The sequence below is a fragment of the Paraburkholderia sp. J63 genome (assembly GCF_905220245.1).
GTDB lineage: Bacteria > Pseudomonadota > Gammaproteobacteria > Burkholderiales > Burkholderiaceae > Paraburkholderia.
The window spans coordinates 263112-286253 of sequence record NZ_CAJMZF010000002.1 but is presented as its reverse complement, the minus strand read 5'-3'; the positions used below and the strand labels follow the sequence as shown (position 1 = coordinate 286253).

The 23142-nt window shown below is 65.3% G+C and carries 18 protein-coding genes, 1 tRNA gene and 1 pseudogene; 14 read left to right on the top strand and 6 right to left on the bottom strand.

Features of this window, described 5'->3' with window-relative positions; genetic code table 11:
- Positions 1-45: 45 nt before the first annotated feature.
- Entirely contained in the window at positions 46-756 is a 711-nt protein-coding gene (gene lolA / locus U5775_RS03590) for an outer membrane lipoprotein chaperone LolA (RefSeq protein ID WP_322056736.1), read from the top strand.
- 95 nt (positions 757-851) lie between these two features.
- Here the strand turns inward: lolA and U5775_RS03585 are convergent, their stop codons facing one another.
- The gene (locus tag U5775_RS03585) at positions 852-1922 is read right to left on the bottom strand and encodes an MBL fold metallo-hydrolase (protein ID WP_322056735.1); all 1071 of its coding nucleotides are present in this window, start codon (positions 1920-1922) and stop codon (positions 852-854) included.
- Positions 1923-2127: 205 nt separating this feature from the next.
- Between U5775_RS03585 and U5775_RS03580 the strand changes: the two genes are divergently transcribed.
- The 10 genes from U5775_RS03580 (at position 2128) to bioB (ending at position 13809) form a co-directional block, all read left to right on the top strand.
- Positions 2128-2553 (top strand): MerR family DNA-binding transcriptional regulator, encoded by a 426-nt coding sequence (locus tag U5775_RS03580; RefSeq protein ID WP_322056734.1) that lies wholly within the window; start codon positions 2128-2130, stop codon positions 2551-2553.
- A gap of 49 nt (positions 2554-2602) precedes the next feature.
- Positions 2603-4414, top strand: coding sequence for a bifunctional isocitrate dehydrogenase kinase/phosphatase (gene aceK, locus U5775_RS03575; RefSeq protein WP_322056733.1), 1812 nt, complete (start codon positions 2603-2605; stop codon positions 4412-4414).
- A 61-nt stretch (positions 4415-4475) separates the two neighbouring features.
- Complete coding sequence (locus U5775_RS03570) at positions 4476-5669, top strand: acetyl-CoA C-acetyltransferase (RefSeq protein ID WP_322056732.1); 1194 nt, start codon at positions 4476-4478, stop codon at positions 5667-5669.
- A 94-nt stretch (positions 5670-5763) separates the two neighbouring features.
- Positions 5764-6441 (top strand): SDR family oxidoreductase, encoded by a 678-nt coding sequence (locus U5775_RS03565; protein ID WP_322056731.1) that lies wholly within the window; start codon positions 5764-5766, stop codon positions 6439-6441.
- Between the two features lie 129 nt (positions 6442-6570).
- Positions 6571-7023 (top strand): YchJ family protein, encoded by a 453-nt coding sequence (locus U5775_RS03560; RefSeq protein WP_322056730.1) that lies wholly within the window; start codon positions 6571-6573, stop codon positions 7021-7023.
- Between the two features lie 538 nt (positions 7024-7561).
- On the top strand, positions 7562-8974 hold the full coding sequence (locus U5775_RS03555) for a dienelactone hydrolase family protein (protein WP_322056729.1): 1413 nt from the start codon (positions 7562-7564) through the stop codon (positions 8972-8974).
- A 420-nt stretch (positions 8975-9394) separates the two neighbouring features.
- Complete coding sequence (gene bioA / locus U5775_RS03550) at positions 9395-10750, top strand: adenosylmethionine--8-amino-7-oxononanoate transaminase (RefSeq protein WP_322056728.1); 1356 nt, start codon at positions 9395-9397, stop codon at positions 10748-10750.
- Positions 10750-11946: an 8-amino-7-oxononanoate synthase gene (gene bioF, locus U5775_RS03545; RefSeq protein ID WP_322056727.1), complete on the top strand. Its 1197-nt coding sequence runs from the start codon at positions 10750-10752 to the stop codon at positions 11944-11946. The genes bioA and bioF overlap by 1 nt, the downstream gene beginning before the upstream one ends.
- Positions 11943-12686 (top strand): dethiobiotin synthase, encoded by a 744-nt coding sequence (gene bioD, locus U5775_RS03540; protein ID WP_322056726.1) that lies wholly within the window; start codon positions 11943-11945, stop codon positions 12684-12686. The genes bioF and bioD overlap by 4 nt, the downstream gene beginning before the upstream one ends.
- Positions 12687-12735: 49 nt before the next feature.
- Positions 12736-13809 (top strand): biotin synthase BioB, encoded by a 1074-nt coding sequence (gene bioB, locus U5775_RS03535; RefSeq protein WP_322056725.1) that lies wholly within the window; start codon positions 12736-12738, stop codon positions 13807-13809.
- Positions 13810-13957: 148 nt separating this feature from the next.
- Here bioB and cytX read toward each other — a convergent pair whose 3' ends face one another.
- On the bottom strand, positions 13958-15313 hold the full coding sequence (gene cytX / locus U5775_RS03530; protein ID WP_322056724.1) for a putative hydroxymethylpyrimidine transporter CytX: 1356 nt from the start codon (positions 15311-15313) through the stop codon (positions 13958-13960).
- A 207-nt stretch (positions 15314-15520) separates the two neighbouring features.
- Here cytX and U5775_RS03525 point away from each other — a divergent pair, with 207 nt between their 5' ends.
- From U5775_RS03525 to U5775_RS03515, 3 genes are all read left to right on the top strand, one after another.
- Complete coding sequence (locus U5775_RS03525; RefSeq protein ID WP_322056723.1) at positions 15521-16864, top strand: replication-associated recombination protein A; 1344 nt, start codon at positions 15521-15523, stop codon at positions 16862-16864.
- Between the two features lie 71 nt (positions 16865-16935).
- On the top strand, positions 16936-18228 hold the full coding sequence (gene serS / locus U5775_RS03520) for a serine--tRNA ligase (RefSeq protein ID WP_322056722.1): 1293 nt from the start codon (positions 16936-16938) through the stop codon (positions 18226-18228).
- A 150-nt stretch (positions 18229-18378) separates the two neighbouring features.
- Positions 18379-18469: transfer RNA gene (locus U5775_RS03515), tRNA-Ser, on the top strand.
- A gap of 540 nt (positions 18470-19009) precedes the next feature.
- Here the strand turns inward: U5775_RS03515 and U5775_RS03510 are convergent.
- The 4 genes and pseudogenes from U5775_RS03510 to U5775_RS03495 form a co-directional block, all read right to left on the bottom strand.
- Entirely contained in the window at positions 19010-19969 is a 960-nt protein-coding gene (locus U5775_RS03510) for a hypothetical protein (RefSeq protein WP_322056721.1), read from the bottom strand.
- Positions 19970-20036: 67 nt separating this feature from the next.
- Positions 20037-21786, bottom strand: a pseudogene (locus U5775_RS03505) (ShlB/FhaC/HecB family hemolysin secretion/activation protein).
- Positions 21787-22177: 391 nt separating this feature from the next.
- Entirely contained in the window at positions 22178-22378 is a 201-nt protein-coding gene (locus U5775_RS03500; RefSeq protein ID WP_322056720.1) for a hypothetical protein, read from the bottom strand.
- A gap of 34 nt (positions 22379-22412) precedes the next feature.
- Positions 22413-22910: a hypothetical protein gene (locus U5775_RS03495; RefSeq protein WP_322056719.1), complete on the bottom strand. Its 498-nt coding sequence runs from the start codon at positions 22908-22910 to the stop codon at positions 22413-22415.
- Between the last annotated feature and the right edge of the window lie 232 nt (positions 22911-23142).

Sequence of the window (23142 nt, the reverse complement as noted above, 5' to 3'; positions counted from 1 at the left end):
ACTTCGCGGGCGCGGGCATACATGGTGGTTTTTGGAGAACGATAGATGCAGTTTCCCGTTGGACAACAGACCCGTTTGACGCTCGGCCGCGCGGGACGCGTGCTCTTCGCGGCGCTTGGCGCGTCGCTCGTCATGGCGTCGCACGCATATGCGAGCGGCACCGATCAACTGAAGCAGTTCGTCGCGCAGGTGCATGCCGCGCGCGGCAACTTCGTGCAGCGCGAACTGAAGACGCCCACCAACGCGAAGAACGCGAGCGACGCCATCGCCACGGCCACGGCGAACGCCAAGACGTCGAGCGGCACCTTCGTGTTCGCGCGCCCCGGCAAGTTCATCTGGACCTATGAGAAGCCGTATCAGCAACTGCTCCAGTCCGACGGCGACAATCTCTACGTCTACGACAAGGATCTGAACCAGGTCACCGAGCGCAAGCTGGGCGGCGCGCTCGGCGCGAGCCCGGCGGCCATCCTGTTCGGCAGCAACGACCTGGACAAGAATTTCACGCTCACCGACGCGGGCGTGAAGAACGGCATCGACTGGCTCGAGCTGGTGCCGAAGTCGAAGGATACGCAGTTCAAGAGCGTGGGCATCGGCTTTCGCGACGGCAATCTCGAAGCGATGGAACTGCACGACGTGTTCGGCAACGTGACGCTGCTCACGTTCTCCAACATCGAGAAGAACCCGTCGCTGCCGGCCTCGACCTTCAAGTTCGTGCGGCCCAAGGGCGCCGATCTGATCACGGGCGGCGGGAACTGATTGGCGCGGTGTGAGGGAACAAGAAAGGGGGCGGCTCGAATGGGCCGCCCCCTTTTGCTATGGGCCTTCGTGGGCCTTCGACGCCGCAAGCGCAATCAGGCCGAAAAGCGGATCACGCCCCGATCGTCGATGGTGCGCTTGAGCTTGCCCGCGAACCACAGCAGGTGCAGGTGCGCGAGCGCCTCGCCCATCGCGAACGTCAGCTGATGCATGTCGAGCTTGCGCTTGAACATGAGCGGCACGATGTCGGCGGCGCTTTGCGGCGCCTGCTCGCAGGCCTCCATCACTTCGGCGAGGCGTGCGTCGTGGTGCTCGCGCAGTTGCGCGATGCGCGTGCGCACGCCGCGGAACGGCTTGCCGTGCGAGGGCAGCACGAGCGTGTCCTCGGCCAGGGTCTCGTAGCGTCCGAGCGATTCGAGGTAGAGGCCGAGCGGATCGCCTTCGGGCTCCATGTCGAACACCGAGACGTTGGTCGAGATGCGCGGCAGCACCATGTCGCCCGAGATCAGCACGCCGAGCGATTCAGAGAGCAGCGCGCAGTGCTCGGGCGAGTGGCCGTAACCGGTGACGACGCGCCAGTCGCGCCCGCCGATCGCGACCGTATCGGCCTCGCGCAGACGCCGGTATTGCGGCGGCAGCGCGGGCACGAGATTCGAGTAGTAGCTGCGGCGCTGGCGCAGTTGATCGAGCGAGGCCTCGTCGGTCACGCCGTGGCGCGCGAAATGGCGCGCCGCGCCTTCGCCGCCCGCGTTCGAGCCGTTGCCCGAGGCCAGCACGCACGCGCTCATGTATTCGCCGAGCGTCGTCCAGAGGCGCACGTCCCAGCGCTTTTTCTCGCCGCCCGCGCAGATCCAGTGCGCGAGGCCGATATGGTCGGGATGGCAGTGCGTGACGAGCACGCGCAGCACCGGCAGGCCGTCGAGCTGGCTCTCGAACACCTGCTCCCAGTGCGCCTTGATCGTGTCGTCGGTGATGCCGCAGTCCACCACGGTCCAGCCTTGCTGGCCGTCGATCTCGTCGCGCAGCAGCCAGAGATTGATGTGATCGAGCACGAAGGGCAGCGGCATGCGCAGCCATTTCACGCCGGGCGCGACTTCGAAGGCGAGGCCGGGTTCCGGCAGGGTATCGGCGAAGGGGTAGTCGAGCCGGTGTTCGAGGGCGTTCATGGGGGTGTTGTCTCGCATCGTTATGGTGGGCTGACGTCATTGTCGCTGCATTGCGCCATTTCTGCAGGCGAGCCGGGAGAATGTTCCGACACGCGGAACAAACCGCCGGTTGCGCAACCTTGGAGTTGACGATAACGTAAACGTCGATTCCAACGATAGCCCTGCCGCCGGCTCAACCCGGCTCGCACGAGGCGCGCTTTTCGACATGACCCAGTACACGATTACCGAGCTCGCCCGCGAATTCGACGTGACGCCGCGCGCGATCCGTTTCTACGAGGACCAGGGCCTGCTCGCGCCGAGCCGCGAAGGCGCGGGCGGCCTCAAGCGCGTGTTTTCGGGGCGCGACCGCACGCGGCTCAAGCTCACGCTGCGCGGCAAGCGGCTCGGCTTCACGCTCAACGAGATCCGCGCGCTGCTCGATCTCTACGATTCGCCCACCGATACGCTGCCGCAGCTCCAGGCGTTCCTCGACACCGTCGTGCGCCACCGCGAGATACTGGAGCGTCAGCGCGCCGACCTCGACGCCACGCTCGAAGACCTCGCCCAGTACGAGACCCAGGCGCGCGCGCTGCTCGCTAAGAACGCGGCGGGCGCGCTAATCGCGCCGCTCACGCTGCCCGACGATCAGTAGCCGGCGCTCCCTGCCGATCGTCACGCCGTCGAGCCGAGGTGAATGCGTCATGAGACATTTCCCGAAACTGCTTTCGTCGCAGATCGGCTTCGACGTTGCGCAGACGATGCTCGAAGGCTTCAATCGCCACTACCGCAGCTTTTGCGCGGCGGCCGTGCGTGCGCGCGAGTGCTTCGAGGCGCGCGACTGGCGCAGCCTGCAGCAGCTCGCGCGCGAGCGCATCGCTTCTTATGACGAGCGCGTGCGCGAGTGCGTGATCGCGCTCGAAGACGAGTACGACGCCGAGAGCATCGACGACGAGGTCTGGGAGCAGATCAAGCTCCACTATATCGGTCTGCTGACGACCCACCGGCAGCCCGAATGCGCCGAGACGTTCTTCAACTCGGTGTGCTGCAAGATCCTGCATCGCTCGTACTTCAACAACGACTTCATCTTCGTGCGGCCCGCGATCTCGACCGAATACATCGAGAACGACGAGCCCGCAGCCAAGCCCACTTATCGCGCGTACTATCCGGGCAAGGATGGCCTCGCCGCCACGCTCGCGCGCATCGTCACGAATTTTCAGCTCGAAACGCCGTTCGAAGACCTCGAGCGCGACGTGGACTGCGTGATGCGCGCGATGCTCGACACCTTCGGCGTGGTCGAGCCCAAGGCCAATTTCCAGATTCACACGCTCGCGTCGCTGTTCTTTCGCAACAAGTCGGCATATATCGTCGGGCGCATCATCAACGGCGATCTGCTCGTGCCGTTCGTGCTGCCCATCCGCCACACGGACGACGGCAAGCTCGCGCTCGACACCGTGCTCCTGCGCCTCGACGAGCTGCTCATCATGTTCAGCTTCTCGCATTCGTACTTCCTCGTGGACATGGGCGTGCCGTCCGCCTATGTGGCGTTCCTGCGCACGATCATGCCGCGCAAGGCGAAGGGCGAGATCTACACGTCGCTCGGGCTGCAGAAGCAGGGCAAGAACCTCTTCTATCGCGACCTGCTGCATCACCTCAAGCATTCGAGCGATCAGTTCATCGCCGCGCCCGGCATTCGCGGCATGGTGATGATCGTGTTTACGCTGCCGTCGTTTCCGTACGTGTTCAAGGTGATCAAGGACAGCTTTCCCGCGCCGAAGGAAACCACGCGCGAGCAGGTGGAGGCGAAGTATCAACTCGTGAAGCGCCACGACCGCCTCGGACGCCTCGCCGATACGCTCGAATATTCGAGCGTCGCGCTGCCCGTTGCGCGCCTCGACGAGGCGCTCGTGCACGAGCTCGAAACGCTCGCGCCTTCGATGATCGAGTACGAGGGCGACAATCTCGTGATCCGCCATCTGTACATCGAGCGCCGCATGGTGCCGCTCAATATCTGGCTGCAGAACGGCAGCGACGAAGAAGTCGAGCACGGCATTCGCGAGTATGGCAATGCGGTGAAGGACCTGATGCGCGCGAACATCTTTCCGGGCGACATGCTCTACAAGAATTTCGGCGTGACGCGTCACGGCCGCGTGGTGTTCTACGACTACGACGAAATCGAATATCTGACCGAGTGCAACGTGCGCGTGGTGCCCGAACCGCGTAATGAGGATGACGAATTATCGGCGGAGCCGTGGTACAGCGTGGGGCCGCGCGATATTTTCCCGGAGACGTACCGCACATTTTTGCTCGGCGATACGCGCGTGCGGCGCTATTTTCTCGAGCATCACGCCGACTTCTTCGACCCGGCGCTGTGGCAGGAGAGCAAGGCGCGCCTGCTCGCGGGCGAGGTGCCCGATTGCCTGCCATACGACGCGGCCGTGCGCTTTCGCGAGCGCTACCCCGAGCGCTTTGTGCAGAACGAAAGCGACGGCGAAACCGACGCACGCGCCGCATGAGGAATGCGAAGGATGACGAACCATGCATCATCGATTGATCGATTGAAAAAGGAGAGTGGACATGAGTGAGACGCAGAAGGACCCGATTGTGATCGTGGCGGCAGCACGCACGCCGATGGCCGGCTTTCAGGGCGATTTCTCCACGCTGAGCGCGCCGCAACTGGGCGCGGCGGCGATTGCGGCCGCGGTCGAGCGCGCGGGCCTGAAGCCCGGGCAGGTCGACGAGGTGGTGATGGGCTGTGTGCTGCCCGCGGGCCAGGGCCAGGCGCCCGCGCGCCAGGCGGCGCTCGGTGCGGGCCTGCCGCTCGCGGCGGGCGCGACCACGGTGAACAAGATGTGCGGCTCGGGCATGCGCGCGGCAATGTTCGCGCACGACATGCTGCTGGCAGGCTCCGCCGAGGTGATCGTCGCTGGCGGCATGGAGAGCATGTCGAACGCGCCGTATCTGCTGCCCAAGGCGCGCGCGGGCATGCGCATGGGACACGGCCAGGTACTCGACCACATGTTCCTCGACGGCCTCGAAGACGCCTACGACAAGGGCCGTCTCATGGGCACGTTCGCCGAGGAATGCGCGGGCGAATTCGACTTCACGCGCGAGAGCCAGGACGCCTTTGCGATCGAGTCGCTCAAGCGCGCCAAGCGCGCCAACGAAGACGGCTCGTTTGGCTGGGAGATCGCGCCGGTCAAGGTTGCTTCGCGCGCGGGCGAGACGACGATCGAGCGCGACGAGCAGCCGTTCAAGGCCAATCTCGACAAGATCCCGACGCTCAAGCCCGCGTTCAGCAAGACGGGCACCGTGACGGCGGCGAATTCGTCGTCGATTTCGGACGGCGCGGCGGCGCTCGTGATGATGCGCGAATCCACGGCGAAGCGCCTCGGCGTCGAGCCGCTTGCGCGCGTGACCGGCCATTCGACCTTCGCGCAGCAGCCCGCGAAGTTCACGACCGCGCCCGTGGGCGCGATTGCGAAGCTCTTCGAAAAGACCGGCTGGAAGGCCGCCGACGTCGATCTCTACGAGATCAACGAGGCGTTCGCCGTGGTCACGATGGCGGCCATGAAGGAGCACGATCTCCCGCACGAGAAGGTCAACGTGAACGGCGGCGCGTGCGCGCTGGGCCATCCGATCGGCGCATCGGGTGCGCGCATTCTCGTCACGCTGATCGGCGCGCTGCGCGCACGCGGCCTGAAGCGCGGCGTGGCGACGCTGTGCATCGGCGGCGGCGAGGCGACCGCAATGGGCGTCGAACTCATGTAGGCTTGCGCTTGAGGGGCGCCGCAGGGAGGCGGCGCCCTCCGATACCGGCACGCGGCGCAGCATACAAGCCGCGGCACCCAGCAAAGGTGGCGACATGAAAACAGCGTTGATCGTGGGCGCGTCGCGGGGCCTTGGCCTCGAATTCGCGCGTCAGTATGCGAAGGCCGGCTGGCGCGTGCTGGCCACGGCGCGCTCCGACGAAGCGCTCAAGGCGCTCAACGCGCTCGGCGCCCAGACGTTCCCGCTCGACATCGCGCGGCCCGAGGACATCGCCGCGCTCGGCTGGAAGCTCGACGGCGAGCGGCTCGATGTGGCGCTCATCGTCTCGGGCGTCTACGGCCCGCGCACCGAGGGTGTCGAAACCATCACTGCCGAAGACTTCGAGTACGTGATGAACACCAACGTGCGCGGCCCGATGCAGCTCATTCCGGTCCTGCTGCCGCTCGTCGATGCGGCGTACGGCGTGCTCGGCGTGCTCTCGAGCCGCATGGGCAGCATCACGCAGACGACCGGCACCACGGGCTGGCTCTACCGCGCGAGCAAGGCGGCGGTGAACGACGTCATCAAGATCACCTCGCTGCAGACGCGTCGCGCGACCTGCATCGCGCTCCATCCGGGCTGGGTGCGCACCGAAATGGGCGGCGCACACGCGGCCATCGACGCGGCGGCGAGCGTCGCCGGCATGCGCGAAGTGGTGGCCGAAGCAGCCGCCGCGCGCGACGTCTTCAACGGACGCTTTTTCCAGTACGACGGCACCGAGCTCGACTGGTGAGCGCCGTATCCGCGTAATAATCGTGTTCTGGGGCCGCAACGCTAGCGCGAGCGGCCCTTTTATTTGGGTGCTGCCGGGTTCCGCTGACCGGCGCACTTCACACGCATCGCACGCGAAGGATCGATATCAATGCCTGCTGAACCCACGCGCGCCGCGCGTCCGCTCGACTGTCCGTGCGGGGGCGCCGCGCCCAACCTGAAATCGGGCGCGAAGCCCCCGCGCTACACGGACTGCTGCGGCCGCTTCATCGACGGCGGCGCGCTGCCCGCCACGGCGCTCGAGCTGATGCGCTCGCGCTACACGGCCTACGTGCTCGGCGAAGCCGGCTATCTGCGCGCGACCTGGGCCGCCGAGACCTGTCCCGCCGATCTCGACGCCGACCCGGACGCCCCCGGCGCGCCGCGCTGGCTGGGCCTTGCCGTCAAGCGCCACGAGCCCATTGACGAAACGCACGCGCGCGTCGAATTCGTCGCGCGCTACAAGAACGGCGGCCGCGCCTTCCGTCTGCACGAACTGAGCCGCTTCACGCGCGGCGACGACGGCCGCTGGCGCTACGTGGACGGCGACATCCTCGAAGACTGAGCGGGCCCCCGCGCCGCCGCTGCGGCGCGTAAAACAACGTCTTTGCAAACAAGCACTTAATGCAAAAAAACGGGGCCGTTGGCAGCGCGCGACACGCGGCGCCCCGGATTGCTTTTTTTTGCTGCGCGACCGGCGAGGGCGGCGAAATCCCGCCATGCGCCACGGGTCAAGGTATACGCGGGATCGGTCGCGCGTTGGCACGCCTTATGCCGGGTTACCCCTGAATTGCACAACAATTATTTGTCGTGCGAGGATGCAATCACGGTGTTCGTCCCGCCACGTAAGCAGATGTTGAAAAACGTCTTTTCTTGCACGGCGACTCTCATGACGAATGCTGGCGGCGGATCTGGACGATGACAGATCGGCGCCGCACAGGTGTTCCGATCAGTGTTTCCCCCCGCAGCAACGGGTAGAGCCACGCCAGGCTTCCGAGCCAGGCGCGCCGGTGTGCCGTTGTGCCCGCAAAGGGCAGGGGAGGTCCACGCAGTGGCTCGGGTAGGCAGATTGGCAGCAGGACTTTCGCAGGCGGGTGTTGCGCATGGCGTTCAGGAAGCTTCTTACCGGATGGGCGGTGGCCGGCACGGCGTGCGTGCTGTCGGTTGCTCACGCAGCATCGCTCTCCGATCCTTCGGCACTGGCTAGCGCCCAGGCGTCCGTCTCGTCCGCTTCGCCCGTCTCCGCCACGCAGTCGAACGCGCATCGCGACGCCTCGCAGGTTCTCGACGCGCGCTTCGCCACCGGCCCGCTCGGCAGCGCCAACGTGCCGCGCATCGCGCTCGACGACGCTTACCTGCCCGTCGTGCGCGCCGACATGAACGAGCAGATCATCCACATTCCCGTAGCCGGCGATTCGGGCGTCACGCTCGAAACCACGGTCTATCGTCCCGATGGCCCCGGCCCGTTCCCGATGGTGGTGTTCAACCACGGCAAGATTCCCGGCGATCCGCGCATGCAGCCGCGCAGCGACCCGATGTCGTTCGCGCGCGAATTCGTGCGCCGCGGCTATGTCGTCGTCGCGCCGAACCGCCAGGGCTTCGCGGGCTCGGGCGGCACCTACCAGCAAGACGGCTGCGACGTCGCGAGCAACGGTCTCGGCCAGGCCGCCGACGTGGCCACGGCGGTAGACTACATGGCCAGGCAGTCCTATGTCGACGCAAGCCATATCGTTGTGGCGGGCACCTCGCACGGCGGCCTCGCGACCATGGCCTACGGCACCGAAGCGGCGCACGGCGTGCGCGCGCTCATCAACTTCTCGGGCGGCCTGCGCCAGGACGCCTGCACGGGCTGGCAGAACAACCTGACCGAAGCGTTCGGCGATTACGGCGCCAAAGCGCGCGTGGCCTCGCTCTGGCTCTACGGCGACAACGATTCGGTATGGACGCCCGATCTCGTCACGCGGATGTTCGCGGCGTTCCACACCGCGCAACTGGGCGAGGCGCAGTCGGGCGCAGGCGCGAAGCTCGTCGACTTCGGCTCCTACAAGAACGACGCGCACCGCCTCGTGGGCGACCGCGACGGCGTGCAGGTCTGGTGGCCCAAGGTCGAGACCTTCCTCGCGAATCAGGGCATGCCCACGGCCGTGGAGTACCGCGTGGCGACGCAGGCCGCGCCGCACGCCAGCGGCTACGCGTCGATCGATTCGGTGGGCGCGGTGCCGTTCCTCGATCAGGCGGGCCGCGACGGCTATCGCAACTTCCTCAAGCAGTACCCGAGCCGCGCCTTCGCGGTGTCCGATTCGGGCGCCTGGTCGTGGGCCGAAGGCGGCGACAATCCGATGGCCGTCGCCATCGCGAACTGCCAGCAGCACAGCTCGGACCCGTGCCGCCTCTACGCGGTGAACAGCAACGTCGTGTGGGCGAACGACACGGCCACGGCGCAGAACAACAATGCCGACGACGGCCATACCGTCGCCGACGACGCAGACAGCTCGCACGCACTCGCAAGCCGTTAAGCGCGAGCGAGCGCGCCTGAAACCGCCGGTATGCGCGTGAGCGCAACGGCGGTTTTGCACATCTGACTCCCCCACCGAAGGACGTGCGCTCGCTCGCACGCCGTCTTCTCTTTGCCGCTGGGCTCTCGTCGTGCCCCCGATACTTCCCCCAAAAAAATTCATCGGCGGAGATGCTCGACACGGCTTTTCTGCGCGCACCCACAGATTTTTTTGCATAAGCGCGCTTCACTTTGCCGTCGTCATCTACGGTCATTTCGGGTCTTCGCAGATGAAGTGCGCGCAGCTGTTCCGAACCGCGCCAAACCTCGCGCCCACGGGCTTTCCGGGGCCGTTTTCGGGGTAGTGCATTGCAGGATCGAACGCGTTAATCTCGGACCCGCTGTCCACCCGGACACAATCGGGAGCAATCGGGAGCCGTATTTGAATTCGCAATCGAACCTTGGCAACGAAGCCTGGATCGCGCGCAGCCTGCGCGCCGTCTGGCATCCTTGCACCCAGATGAAGCACCACGAGCGCCTGCCGCTCGTCGCCGTCGCGCGCGGCGAAGGGCCATGGCTCTACGACCACGAAGGCCGGCGCTATCTCGACGCCATCAGCTCGTGGTGGGTCAATCTGTTCGGTCACGCCAATCCGTCGATCAATGCCGCGCTCAAGGCGCAGCTCGACACGCTTGAGCACGTGATGCTCGCGGGCTGCACACACGAGCCCGCGGTCGAGCTCGCCGAGCGCTTGACTGCGCTCACGGGCGGCACGCTCGGCCATGCGTTCTTTGCTTCCGATGGCGCGTCGGCGGTCGAGATCGCGCTGAAGATGAGCTTTCACGCGTGGCGCAATCAGGGCGCGACGAACAAGCGCGAATTCGTCTGCCTTGCCAACAGCTATCACGGCGAGACCATCGGCGCGCTCGGCGTGACCGACGTGAAGCTCTTCAGGGATGCTTACGATCCGCTTTTGACCCATGCCCACGTGGTGGCCTCGCCCGACGCGCGCACGGCGCGTGAAGGCGAGAGCGCCGCCGACGTGGCGCGCCGCGCGCTCGCCGACGTCGAGCGTGTGTTCACCGAACGCGAAGGCCGCATCGCGGCGCTGATCGTCGAGCCGCTCGTGCAATGCGCGGCGGGCATGGCGATGCACGATCCCGCGTATCTGCAGGGCCTGCGCGCGCTGTGCGACCGCTACCGCGTGCATCTGATCGCCGACGAGATCGCCGTGGGCTGCGGCCGCACCGGCACCTTTTTCGCCTGCGAGCAGGCCGGGATCTGGCCCGATCTGCTTACGCTCTCGAAGGGCATCAGCGGCGGTTACCTGCCGCTTTCGATCGTGCTTTCGCGCGACGAAATCTACGCGGCCTTCTACGACGACGACACCACGCGCGGCTTTCTGCATTCGCACTCGTACACGGGCAATCCGCTCGCTTGTCGCGCGGCGCTCGCGACGCTCGATCTTTTCGAGCGCGACGACGTGCTCGCCACGAACGTCCAAAAGTCGGAGCAACTGCGCGAGGCCTTCGAGCCCCTCGCGCAGCATCCGCTCGTGCGCAACCTGCGCCAGTGCGGCACGATCCTCGCGTTCGACGTGGCGATCGAAGACGCCGGGCGCGCACGCACGTTCTCGCGCCGCTTCTTCGAAAACGCGCTGCAGCGCGAACTGCTGCTGCGCCCGATCGGCACGACGGTCTACGTGATGCCGCCGTACATTCTCGACACCGAAACGCAGGCGCACCTCGCCGCGCGCACGCGTGAGACATTCGACGCCACCGTCGCGGAGGACCTCTGATGGAATTGCTCAATACGCTCGAACAAGGCCTGCGCGCGCTCGACGCGCAAGGCTTGCGCCGCCGCCGCCGCACCATCGATACGCCGTGCAGCGCGCACATGGTCGTCGATGGCCGCGAGAGCGTCGGCTTCGCGAGCAACGACTACCTCGGGCTCGCCGCGCATCCGCAGCTCGTCGCGGCGCTGGCCGAGGGCGCGCAGCGCTATGGCGCCGGTAGCGGCGGCTCGCATCTGCTGGGCGGCCACTCGCGTGCCCATGCGCAGCTCGAAGACGACCTCGCGGCGTTCGCGGGCACCTTCGTCGATGCGCCGCGCGCGCTGTACTTCAGCACCGGCTACATGGCGAATCTCGCCGTGCTCACCGCGCTCGCGGGTCGCGGCACGACGATCTTTTCCGACTCGCTCAACCACGCCTCGCTGATCGACGGCGCGCGGCTGTCGAAGGCGGACATCGAGATCTATCCGCACGCGGACATGGACGCCTTGAGCGCGATGCTCGAAGCCTCGGATGCGCGCGCGAAGGTGATCGTGAGCGACACCGTGTTCAGCATGGACGGCGACGTCGCGCCGCTCGCGCGTCTCGTCGAGCTTGCCGAGAAGCACGGCGCCTGGCTCGTGGTCGACGATGCGCATGGCTTCGGCGTGCTCGGTCCGCAGGGGCGCGGCGCGCTCGCGCAAGCCGCGCTGCGCTCGCCGCACCTCGTGATGGTCGGCACGCTCGGCAAGGCCGCGGGCGTCTCGGGCGCGTTCATCTGCGCGCACGACACCGTGATCGAGTGGCACGTGCAGCGCGCGCGTCCGTACATCTTCACGACGGCTTCGTCGCCGGCGGTCGCGCACGCGGTGTCCGCGAGCCTGCGTTTGATCGGCGGCGAAGAGGGCGATGCGCGGCGCGCGCATCTGAACCATCTGATCGGGCGCGTTCGCTCGATGCTCAAGGAAACCTGCTGGCAGCCCGTCGATTCGCACACGGCCGTGCAGCCGCTCGTAATCGGCTCGAATGACGATACGCTCGCGCTGCAGGCCGCACTCGAACGCGAGGGACTCTGGGTGCCGGCGATTCGGCCGCCCACGGTGCCCGCGGGCACTTCGCGACTGCGCATCTCGCTCTCGGCCGCGCATTCGGACGCCGACCTCGACCGCCTGAACGCGGCGCTCCAACGCGCGAGCAGTGACGCTGCGGAGAACACCCGATGAGCACTGCGAAGCTTTCGCTCTTCGTCACGGGCACCGATACCGAGATCGGCAAGACCTTCGTGAGCGCGGCGCTCTTGCGCGGTCTCGCGCATGCGGGCCTGCGCGCGGCCGCGATGAAGCCGATCGCGGCGGGGGCCTACGAGCGCGATGGCGTCTGGCACAACGAAGACGCCGATCAGCTCGACGCCGCCGCGAGCGTGCTGCTGCCGCCCGAGATGCGCACGCCGTTCCTGCTCAAGGAGCCCGCTGCGCCGCACATTGCCGCCGCGCTCGAAGGCGTGACGCTCGACATGGCGCGCATCGTGCAATGCTACGGCGAGGCGCGCGAGCGCGCGGACGCCGTGGTGGTCGAAGGTGTAGGCGGCTTTCGCGTGCCGCTCACGGCGACGCAGGACACCGCGGACCTCGCCGTTGCGCTGAACCTGCCCGTGGTGCTCGTCGTGGGCATGCGGCTCGGCTGCATCAGCCATGCGCTGCTCACGGCCGAGGCGATCGCCGCGCGCGGCCTCACCATCGCGGGCTGGGTAGCGAACCGCGTCGACCCGGCCATGACTTTCCCCGCAGAGAACATCGACGCGCTGCGCGAGCGCCTTGGCGCGCAGTTCGGCGCGCCGCTCATCGGCGTCGTGCCGCATATGCCGGGCGCGCGCGCCGACGCTGCGGCTGAACACCTGAATATCGACGCGTTGCTCGCACGGCTTGGCGCCCTCGCGCCGGCTGCGCCTCGCTCGCCGCACTGAGCGCACGCGTCCCAACCCATATCGTCCCCGTCAAGAAGACCCCGACACCATGACCGAAGCCCACATCGACATCACCGCGCTCAAGAAGACCGCGCCTCACGCACAGGACGAGGCCGCCGCGCGCTGGCGCGTCGCCGACGTCGCCGCGCTCTACGAGCTGCCGTTCAACGACCTGATGTTCCGCGCGCAGCAGGTACATCGCGAGCACTTCGACGCGAATGCGGTGCAGCTCTCCACGCTCCTGTCGATCAAGACCGGCGGCTGCGAGGAGGATTGCGCGTATTGCCCGCAGTCGTCGCATCACGACACGGGCCTCGACGCGAGCAAGCTCATGGACGTCGACGCCGTGCTCGACGCCGCGCGTGTGGCCAAGGCCAACGGCGCGACGCGCTTTTGCATGGGCGCGGCCTGGCGCAATCCCAAGGACCGCCATCTCGAGCCGATCAAGGACATGATCCGCGGCGTGAAGCAGATGGGCCTCGAAACCTGCGTGACGCTCGGCATGCTCGAAGCGCACCAGGCGAAGGCGCTCGCCGACGCGGGCCTCGACTACTACAACCACAACCTCGACACCTCGCCCGAGTTCTACGGCCAGATCATCTCGACGCGCACTTACGAGGACCGCCTCGAAACGCTCGAACGCGTGCGCGACGCGGGCATCAACGTGTGCTGCGGCGGCATCGTCGGCATGGGCGAGTCGCGCCGCGAGCGCGCGGGCCTGATCGCCCAGCTCGCGAACATGGAGCCGTATCCGGAGTCGGTGCCCATCAACAATCTCGTGCAGGTGAGCGGCACGCCGCTCGAAGGCACCGAGCCGCTCGATCCGTTCGAGTTCGTGCGCACGATCGCGGTGGCGCGCATCACGATGCCCAAGGCGATGGTGCGTCTCTCGGCGGGGCGCGAGCAGATGGACGACGCGCTCCAGGCGCTGTGTTTCATGGCGGGCGCGAATTCGATCTTCTACGGCGACCAGTTGCTGACGACGGGCAACCCGCAGGCCGAAGCCGACCGCAAGCTGCTGCAGCGTCTGGGTATCAGCGCGCAGGCCGCGCAGGCATTGCCTGCTGAAGACCACGCGCATCATGCGCATCACTCGCACGGCGGCTGCGGTCACTGCGAGTAAATTCGCTGAGGAATGCCGATGAAACGTGCGGCGTGCCATGAGCGCGCCGCTCGCTGAAAAGAACAACGCCACGCTATGAAGCGTGGCGTTGTCGTTTGGAGCACAGGTTTGAGCGCGGCTCGACGCGTTGTCGAGCGCGCTCGGCGCTTTAAGCGTAAGCCTCGCGCCGGCGTCCCGCGAGCACGAGATAGCACACCGCGCCAATCACGAGCGAGGGCAGCGTGGCGCCGAGGTTCGGCAGCCATTGATTGAGCGCCTGATACGCGCCGAAGCCGATGCCCCACGCGATAAACGCGGTCACATGCCAGCCGCCCGAGTAGCCATAGGCGCCGCCCAGATCGGCGAGCGCGCGCGCGTCGATGCGGCGGCGGCGCACGATGAAGTGATCGGCGAGCACGACGCCGAAGAGCGGCGCGAACACCGAGCCGATGAAGAGCAGGAAGTTCTCGTAGCGCGCCATCGGCACCACGAGGCCGATCAGCGTGCACAGCGCGCCGAACGCCGCCGAGAGCCACGGCACGCTGCCGCGCGTCCAGAACGTGCCGGTGGAGACGGCGGCCGAGTGGATGTCGGCGAAGGCGTTGTCGATTTCGTCGATCAGCACGAGCAGCAGGGCGAAGCCGCCGCCCGCCTTCGCGAGCGCCGTGGTGAGCAGCGCGTCGCCGCCGCCCGCGGCGAGGCCGTAGATCGCGCCGAGCGCATAGAACCACAGGTTCGCGATGCCATAGCCGAACAGCGTGCCGCGGAACGTCTCGCCCGCGCGGCGGCCGAAGCGCGTGTAGTCGGCGATCAGCGGCAGCCACGAGAGCGGCATCGCCACGACGAGGTCGATCGCGCTGCCGAACGGCATCTCGCCGGTGCCGGGGCGGCGCATCAGCGCGTCGATGTCGTGCTGCGCGAGCAGGCTCCACGTGAGCCACGCGGCGCCCGCGAGCAGGAGCCAGATGCCCCAGGTGCGCAGGAAGCGCCGCACGAACGAGAGCGGGCCGCTCACCGCGAGCAGCGTCGCGAGCAGGCCGAAGATCACGGTCCAGACGAGCGGCATCGAAAGGCCGAAGGCTTGCTTGGCGAGCGCATCGGCGGAATCGCGCATCACGATGATCTCGAACGAGCCCCAGCCCACGAGCTGCACCATGTTGATGACGGCCGGCACGGACGCGCCGCGAATGCCGAGCGTCGGGCGCAGCGACGACATGGCGGCAAGGCCCGTGTCGGTGCCGATCACGCCCGCGAGCGCGAGCAGCACGACGCCGATCACGCTGCCGATGCCGATGGCCGTGAGCGCATGGGGCAGCGAGAGGCCCGGCACGAGCAGCGCGCCCGCCTGGGCGACCAGCAGGCCGATGCCGAGCGAGAACCAGAGCGCGAAGGCGTCGCCGGTGCGGAACTGGCGGCGCGCGTCCGGCACGGGCACGTTGGGCGCGTAAGTCGAGCCGGCTTCACCGGCCGCGCCTGAACCGGCCGTGCCTGAACCGGCCGTGCCTGCCTTCGAGTCTTGAGTCATGGGTAACGCTTTCCTCTGTGTCGTCTGTTTTGTCTGATATTTGCGGGGTCGGCCGTTCGCGCACGCCGAAGCCCCGCATCTCGCGCGGCTGCCCGGGCTGTCATAATGCACGATTGCATCCGGCGCGGCAGGCCGTTTTCGGGGCGCGAACAAACGCCTTCGAAGCCGGCCACGCCCCGGGAAAGCCGACATTATCGCGAAAACGTCATGTTTGAAGAAACCCGTGCCAACGTTCCGCTCGCCGAGCGGCTGCGCCCGCGCTCGATCGACGAAGTCATCGGCCAGAAGCATCTGCTCGGGCCCAACAAGCCGCTGCGCGTGGCCTTCGAATCGGGCGAAGCGCATTCGATGATTCTCTGGGGGCCGCCCGGCGTCGGCAAGACCACGCTCGCGCGCCTCATGGCCGACGCCTTCCACGCCGAGTTCATCGCGCTTTCGGCGGTGCTTTCGGGCGTGAAGGACATCCGCGAGGCCGTCGAACAGGCGCAGATGCACCGCGCGCACGGCCATCAGACGCTCGTGTTCGTCGACGAGGTCCATCGCTTCAACAAGAGCCAGCAGGATGCCTTCCTGCCGCACGTGGAGTCGGGCCTGTTCGTGTTCATCGGCGCGACGACGGAAAATCCGTCGTTCGAGGTGAACAGCGCGTTGCTCTCGCGCGCGGCGGTCTACGTGCTCAAGAGTCTCGACGACGAGGAGCAGGGCGAGCTGCTCGCGCGCGCGAGCGAGGAGCTGGGCGGCCTCACCTTCACCGACGAAGCGAAAAAAGCGCTGATCGGTTCGGCCGACGGCGACGGGCGCAAGCTGTTCAACAACCTCGAAATCGTTGCGCGCGCGGCCGCGCAGCAGAAAAAGACCGAGATCGACGGCGAGCTGCTCGGCAGCGCGCTCGCCGAGAACCTGCGCCGCTTCGACAAGGGCGGCGACGCGTTCTACGACCAGATCAGCGCGCTGCACAAGTCGGTGCGCGGCAGCAACCCGGACGGCGCGCTCTACTGGTTCTGCCGCATGCTCGACGGCGGCGCCGACCCGCGCTACCTCGCGCGGCGCATCGTGCGCATGGCGTGGGAGGACATCGGCCTTGCCGACCCGCGCGCGGCGCGCATCACGCTCGACGCCGCCGAGACCTACGAGCGCCTCGGCTCGCCCGAGGGCGAGCTGGCGCTCGCGCAGGCCGTGATCTATCTCGCGGTCGCGCCCAAGTCGAACGCGGGCTACATGGCGTACAACGAGGCGCGGCGCTTCGTCGGCAAGGACCAGTCGCGCGCGGTGCCCGTGCATCTGCGCAACGCGCCGACCAAGCTCATGAAGGAGCTGGGCTACGGCCACGAGTACCGCTACGCGCACGACGAACCCGACGCCTACGCGGCCGGCGAAACCTATCTGCCCGACGGCATGCGCGAGCCGCGCTGGTATCAGCCGACGCCGCGCGGGCTCGAAGGCAAGATCGGCGAGAAGCTCGCGCGTCTTGCCGACCTCGACGCGCAATGGCGCGACGCGAATCGGGAAAACTCGCGCGACGAAATCCGCGAGCGCAAGCGCAAGGGCTAGCACGCGGGGCCAGGCGCCGCCGGTGCGCTAAAATCGGCGCTTCATACAACGAAACTGCGTCTCACAATCCCATGCTCGACATCCAGCTGCTGCGCAAAGACCTCGACGGCGTCGCCAAGCGCCTCGCCGACCGCGGCTACACCCTCGACGTCGCGGCGTTTTCCGCGCTCGAAGCGGAACGCCGCGCCATCCAGACCCGCACCGAAGAACTGCAGGCGCGCCGCAACAGCCTGTCGAAGCAGATCGGCGCGATGAAGGGCCGCGGCGAGGACACCTCGGCGGTCATGGCCGAAGTGGGCGGCATCGGCGACGAAATGAAGGCGTCGCAGACCGTGCTCGATGAAATCCAGACGAAGCTTTCGGACCTGCTGCTCGGCGTGCCGAACCTGCCGCACGAGAGCGTGCCCGTGGGCCGCGACGAAAACGACAACGTCGAAGTGCGCCGCTGGGGCACGCCGCGCCAGTTCAGCTTCGAGGTGAAGGATCACGTCGACGTGGGCACGCCGCTCGGTCTCGATTTCGAGACGGGCGCGAAGCTCTCGGGCGCGCGCTTCACGATGCTGCGCGGCCAGATCGCGCGCCTGCACCGTGCGCTCGCGCAGTTCATGATCGATACGCACACGCTGCATCACGGCTATACGGAAGCGTACACGCCCTACATCGTCAATCCGGAAATCCTGTACGGCACGGGCCAGCTGCCCAAGTTCGCCGAGGACATGTTCCGCGTGGAGAAGGGCGGCGCCGAGAACACCATCACGCAGTACCTGATCTCGACCTCGGAGATCCCGCTCACGAACACGGTGCGCGAGAGCATCATCGAAGGCAGCGCGCTGCCGATCAAGCTCACGGCGCATTCGCCGTGCTTCCGCTCGGAGGCCGGTTCGTATGGCCGCGATACGCGCGGCATGATCCGTCAGCATCAGTTCGACAAGGTCGAGATGGTGCAGATCGTCGCGCCCGAAACGTCGTACGACACGCTGGAGCAGATGGTTGTGCATGCGGAAACCATTCTGCAGAAGCTCGGCCTGCCCTACCGCGTGATCACGCTGTGCACGGGCGACATGGGTTTCTCGGCCTCCAAGACCTACGACCTCGAAGTGTGGCTGCCCGCGCAGAACACCTATCGCGAAATTTCGAGCTGCTCGAACACCGAAGCGTTCCAGGCGCGCCGCATGCAGGCGCGCTACCGCAACGCCCAGGGCAAGCCGGAGCTCGTGCATACGCTCAATGGCTCGGGTCTCGCGGTGGGCCGCACGCTCGTGGCCGTGCTCGAGAACTACCAGGAAGCGGACGGTTCGGTCACGGTGCCCGAAGCGTTGCGCCCGTATATGGGCGGCGTCGCGCGTCTCGAAATGGGCGCCTGACTCGCCGGCACTGACTGGTCAGAACAGGCGAATGCCTTGCCCGCGAAATTTTTCTACGGAAGGGGCTTGCAAAAGCCGAAACATGTTCTATAATCTTCGCTTCTCTGGTTGCCGACCAAGACCGGAGAAGCAGTAAAAAGGCAGTACCCCGGAGAGGTGGCAGAGTGGTCGAATGTACCTGACTCGAAATCAGGCGTACGGTTTCCCCGTACCGTGGGTTCGAATCCCACCCTCTCCGCCAGATTCAAAGACAAAGCCCCGCAAATTCAATGGTTTGCGGGGTTTTTGTTTTTTTGACCCACAAAACAACCCGCGTCACAAAGGGAGCCGCTTGGCCTTTCGTCCGGTTGAGTCAACGGGGCATACCATTCAATGCTCATTTGTCTCAGGCGTTAAGGAAACCAGGCTGTTTCGCTGCGTTGCCTGGGCGCGGCTGATCGACTGCGGCAGCAGCATGAGAAATACGTCGAACTGGCCCTTCGAAGGGTAGGTATGAGAGTGGCGTGCCACTCGGGCGGTTAAAGTAACGACCGCATTGCTTGCACACGTAGGTCGGCAGCCGCCCCGTGTTCCGCCGCGAATACCCCTTCTTGCCAATACGCCCACCGCCACATCGGGGGCAGGGCGGCAACGGGTCCGCGTCGGGCGACGTGAGCTGTGCGAAGTGCGCCCGCAGAAAGTTCTCCAGTGTCAGTTTCATGTTTTGGGGTGCCCCGAACTGCCCAGTTATCTGGAACCCGGCCGCCCATTGTGCGGTCGGGCATCCTGAAGACTTTCAGGATTACTTGCTCAATGCGGCATTTTCCCGCTGCCCAATATAGTCCGCAGCGACGCGGTTATAGGCTGCGGGGACAACATCACGCGCGTCACCCGCCGTCAGCATTTCACCGAAATAGACCGCACCGTTGTATTCGACATACGCGATGCTGTTCGCCGACGGCCAGACGTACCGGTAGCCGCCGAGTGTCTGGATGGTTCCGCCCACCAGACTCTGTGCGCTCTCGAGCGAGGCGAAGTTCAATTTTCCTGCCGAGAGATTGACCCACAGGTGAGTCGTCACGACGGTGTACGGCATCTGGTACATCTGCGCGCCCTGGGGCATCGGGGTATTGTCGTTGCCGAGCAGAAGCGACAGGCCATTCGTCGCCGGACCTTCGTCTTGCTGGACAACCTGCGAAACCGCCTGGCCGGAGACGTCCTGGGTGTTGATCGTCACCTGATAGAGCGGGGTCGACATGCCCTGAATTCCCAACTCGTATCCCTGCGGGAGCTTGGCGAATATCTTTGAATTCGTGCCGATGTCGGTATAGGGCGTGCTCTGCGAAGTAAATGCGCCTTCGGCCGTAATGTATGCCTGTGTAACGTACCGCTGAGTGAAGTTTCCGGCAACGACGCTGGACGTTGTGCTGAAACTGGTGTCGTCGTCTGGGTTCACAGAGAACGACGTTCGTCCCGTTCCCGTCACGGCCCCGTTCGCCATATTCGAATCAAACTGGTAGAGGCCCGAGCCTGAGCCCTGAAGAAAGATGCCATCGAAGAAACTCGCGTTCGTCGATGGCGTTGAATTTCCCGAGCCACCTGTGTTGTCCGTTGGTGTCTGCGAGCCGCCTGTGTTGGCGGCGGAGCTGCTACTGTTGCTGCTGCCACCGCCACATGCGCCAAGCCCTATCATCAGGGCGAGGGTCAGCATGACGGTTAACTTGCGTCCTGCGGTGCTTCTCTGACACGGTGTATTCGTCATCTTGTTGTACCTCCATGTGAGACCGCACCGGCAATGTGCTGGCGCAGCCGGTTGATGCAACCCGGCATCAGAACTGCGCTGTCACTTGCAGACCCGTTGTGAACCGGGCGGTGGGAAATCCGCTTGGTTTGTAGATAGGCGTACCGACAAACAGGTCGTAGGAGACGCCAACTAGTTTCGTGGGCACGCCGCCGCGAATGCCAATCACCGCGCCTGCGAGCTGCGTGCCCGCGAGATATTCGGTTCCAGGGCCAAATACGCGTCCGTAGTCGATCCCCGCATACAGCGTCTGTCCTGTCTGGAATACCGGCCATTGCAATTCATTGCGCCAGTAGAAACCCTTCTCGCCGGCCAGCATCGTGTTGCCGTCGAAGCCCCGCACCGTGTAGCGGCTGCCGATGGTCAGGTCGTCGATATAGAACAGCGTGTCGTTCGTGAACTGCCCGTGGATGGTCCCGACATAGGCGAAGCGCTGACTTCCCACTGCGAACGGCACCGAGAGATTTGCATCGAGCACGGCCATATGGAAGCGGTAGGTCGGGCCGTCAGGGTATAGGTCCGCCGTCGCGCCAAGGCCACCGATACCCTGGCGGTAGGCCAGCGTGCCGTCGAACTGCGCCGCGCCGAAGTAATGGCGGTCGGTCACGCCCAGTTCCAGAAACGTGTTGTTGCGCCCCTGTGTCGGGATGTCGGTGTCGTCGATGAAGCTCTCGCCGAAGCGCTTCGAGAGCTGGACATACCCGCCGAGCACGTCGTTCTGGCTGCGCGTGATGACCCGCGCGAGACGCAGCGCGGCCGTCTGCGAATTGCCGCTCGACACGAAGGTCTGGTTCACGCCCGCGATGTTCTGGTAGTACGTGTTCGTGTTGCCCGAGAGCGTCGCCGTCCAGTACCCCCAGGGGATCGAGTACGAGCCGTTGAAGCCGTGCGAGCCGAGTGCCTTGTTCCCGAATGACAAGTCCTGATTCGCACCGAGCGAGAGGATGTCGTTCAGGCCAAGCGGGTTGTTCAGGCCGAGGCTGACGTTGCCCTGCCATTTGCCCGTCGCCTCCGTGCCGCTGTTGTCGACCGATGCGATGAACGTCCAGGGCTTCGTGCGGTTGACGGTCAGCACGACATCGCTTTCGCCCGGTACGTCAGTCGGCCGGATTTCCATGCTCACGTCCTGATTCGGAACGCGCTTCATCTGCTCGATGCCCTGGTCCAGATCGCGAACGTTCAGCAGATCGCCGCCGCGTGCCGGGAAGGTGGTCTTCCATGTTCCCCATAGCGAAGGGTCCGCGAAGCTGATGCTGCGCACAACACCGGGCACGAGCGCGAACGTGAGGGTTCCGGTCGCGAGGTCTTGCGGTTGCAGCAGGACGCGCGTCGTGACATAGCCGCGGGCGAGAATCGCCTGTTGCAATCCCTTCGAGAGCACGTCGATACCTTCCTTGCCGACACATTGCCCGCTGTAGTGGTCGAGCCATTCGCGCGCGAACGCGAACGGGTCTTGCGGCAAGGCGGACGCGCCTTTCGTTCGCGTGGTGGCCGGCAGCGTGTCAGGCACGTCCAGCGCGAAGCGGTCGATGCGGAAACACGGTGACGTGAGGCAGTGCGGGATACGCTTCGATCTTCGGCAGATCGGAGCGCACGACGGGCGCGGCGATTGCCGCCTCGCGCTGCTGCGCGTCGCGGCGTTGCTGCTGGTTCTGCTCAGTGTTGGGGCCGCCTTGCAGTGCCTGCTCAATCGACGCCTCGGACGCATGCTGCGCGTGCGAGGCGAACGTGACAAGGGCTGTCAGCGGCAGAGCCGCCAGCCTCTTTCGGATTTTCATTGTTGATTTGGACCGTGATTCTGTTACTTGTTGCTTAAAAGATTTACGGCTACTCCGAACGCGAAGAAGACGACGCCTCCGAGTATGTTGGCGTTCACAAAAGCGGCCCAACCGGGTTCGAGTGGGCCGATTGTTCCGTATTTTGTGCTACATGGTTGCTTCAGCAGTCGTGTTCGCAATGCGCTACAAAGCATCACCGCGCCAAGCGTTGGAATACCCATGAGCATTACCCGCTCTGCATCTACTGCGCGCGGAATACCGAACACATAGACGGCCAGACACAACGCGGCTCCTGCTACAAGTAAGACGCAGGAAAGAAAACGCAGCGCAGTTAGGAGAGTTGCGAGTGCCGAGACAAACTCACGCCGGCTTGTAAAAATGCGGAACATGGCTACAGGTCGAAGGAGTTGCCGCGTTCGTCAATCAGGACTGGCAGGTCGAAACGCGGACTCGCGATGATCGAAACATCGTCAAGCAGTGCGGTTTTTTTCCATTCGACACTCGCGAATCCCTTCGTGTGCGCAGGGTGCATGACGAGCGCGTAAGGCTTGCGCCCGTGTTCCTTCACGTATTGCTCGATGCCGTGTTCCACCAACGTCCATATGCCACAAGCTAATTGAGTCATATCAGAACGGTCCAATATCGAGAATTCGTATCTCGTTCCCGAATCGCCCCCTCTGGAGAGCAACATCGACATCGTCGCCTTCGTGAACTCGGTCATATTTCCAGGGAACAGGGGAGAATTGCAAAGAGCGGTTGTCGACGACTATTTCGAGTGCGTTTTTTGCCGGCACCGTGACATAGGCTTTTCCTTGCCATTCACGGTGTTCGGGTATTACCCATTTCCGCATCACGCGCCCCGAAACTCTCTCTGTTTTCGCACCCGCAAAGATCGCGAGACGGCGGACGGCTAGGATCACCAAAAGAGCAATCAAGCATTCCGCTGCCAGAAGTAGCACGCCAGACACGGCAGTTGCGCCGCCTCGGCCAATCAGTTCGAACGGGGTCGATAAGATACTCATCAAAATGAGCGCGACGGGCTTACACCCGTACTCGCGCTCGTACTGCTCGATGCCGTGCTCGACCAACGGCCAGATGCCGCACGACAGTTGGACGTCACTCATGCTTCGCCTCCGGCGTCGGGTTTGGAGTTGCGCTCCAAAGCCCGGAGTTCCTTAACAAGTTGGTAGGTGATTGCCGTAAAAAAAGTTATATACGCGGGCAATCCCACTAGGACTGGGCGCCATCCCGCACCCTTCGCCACGGAGACAGCAAGAATAAACAGTGGCAACGCACATGCCGCTGCATATGCCATAAGCGCCTTACGCCAGACGGCTTTTCTTTTGCTTGCGGCGT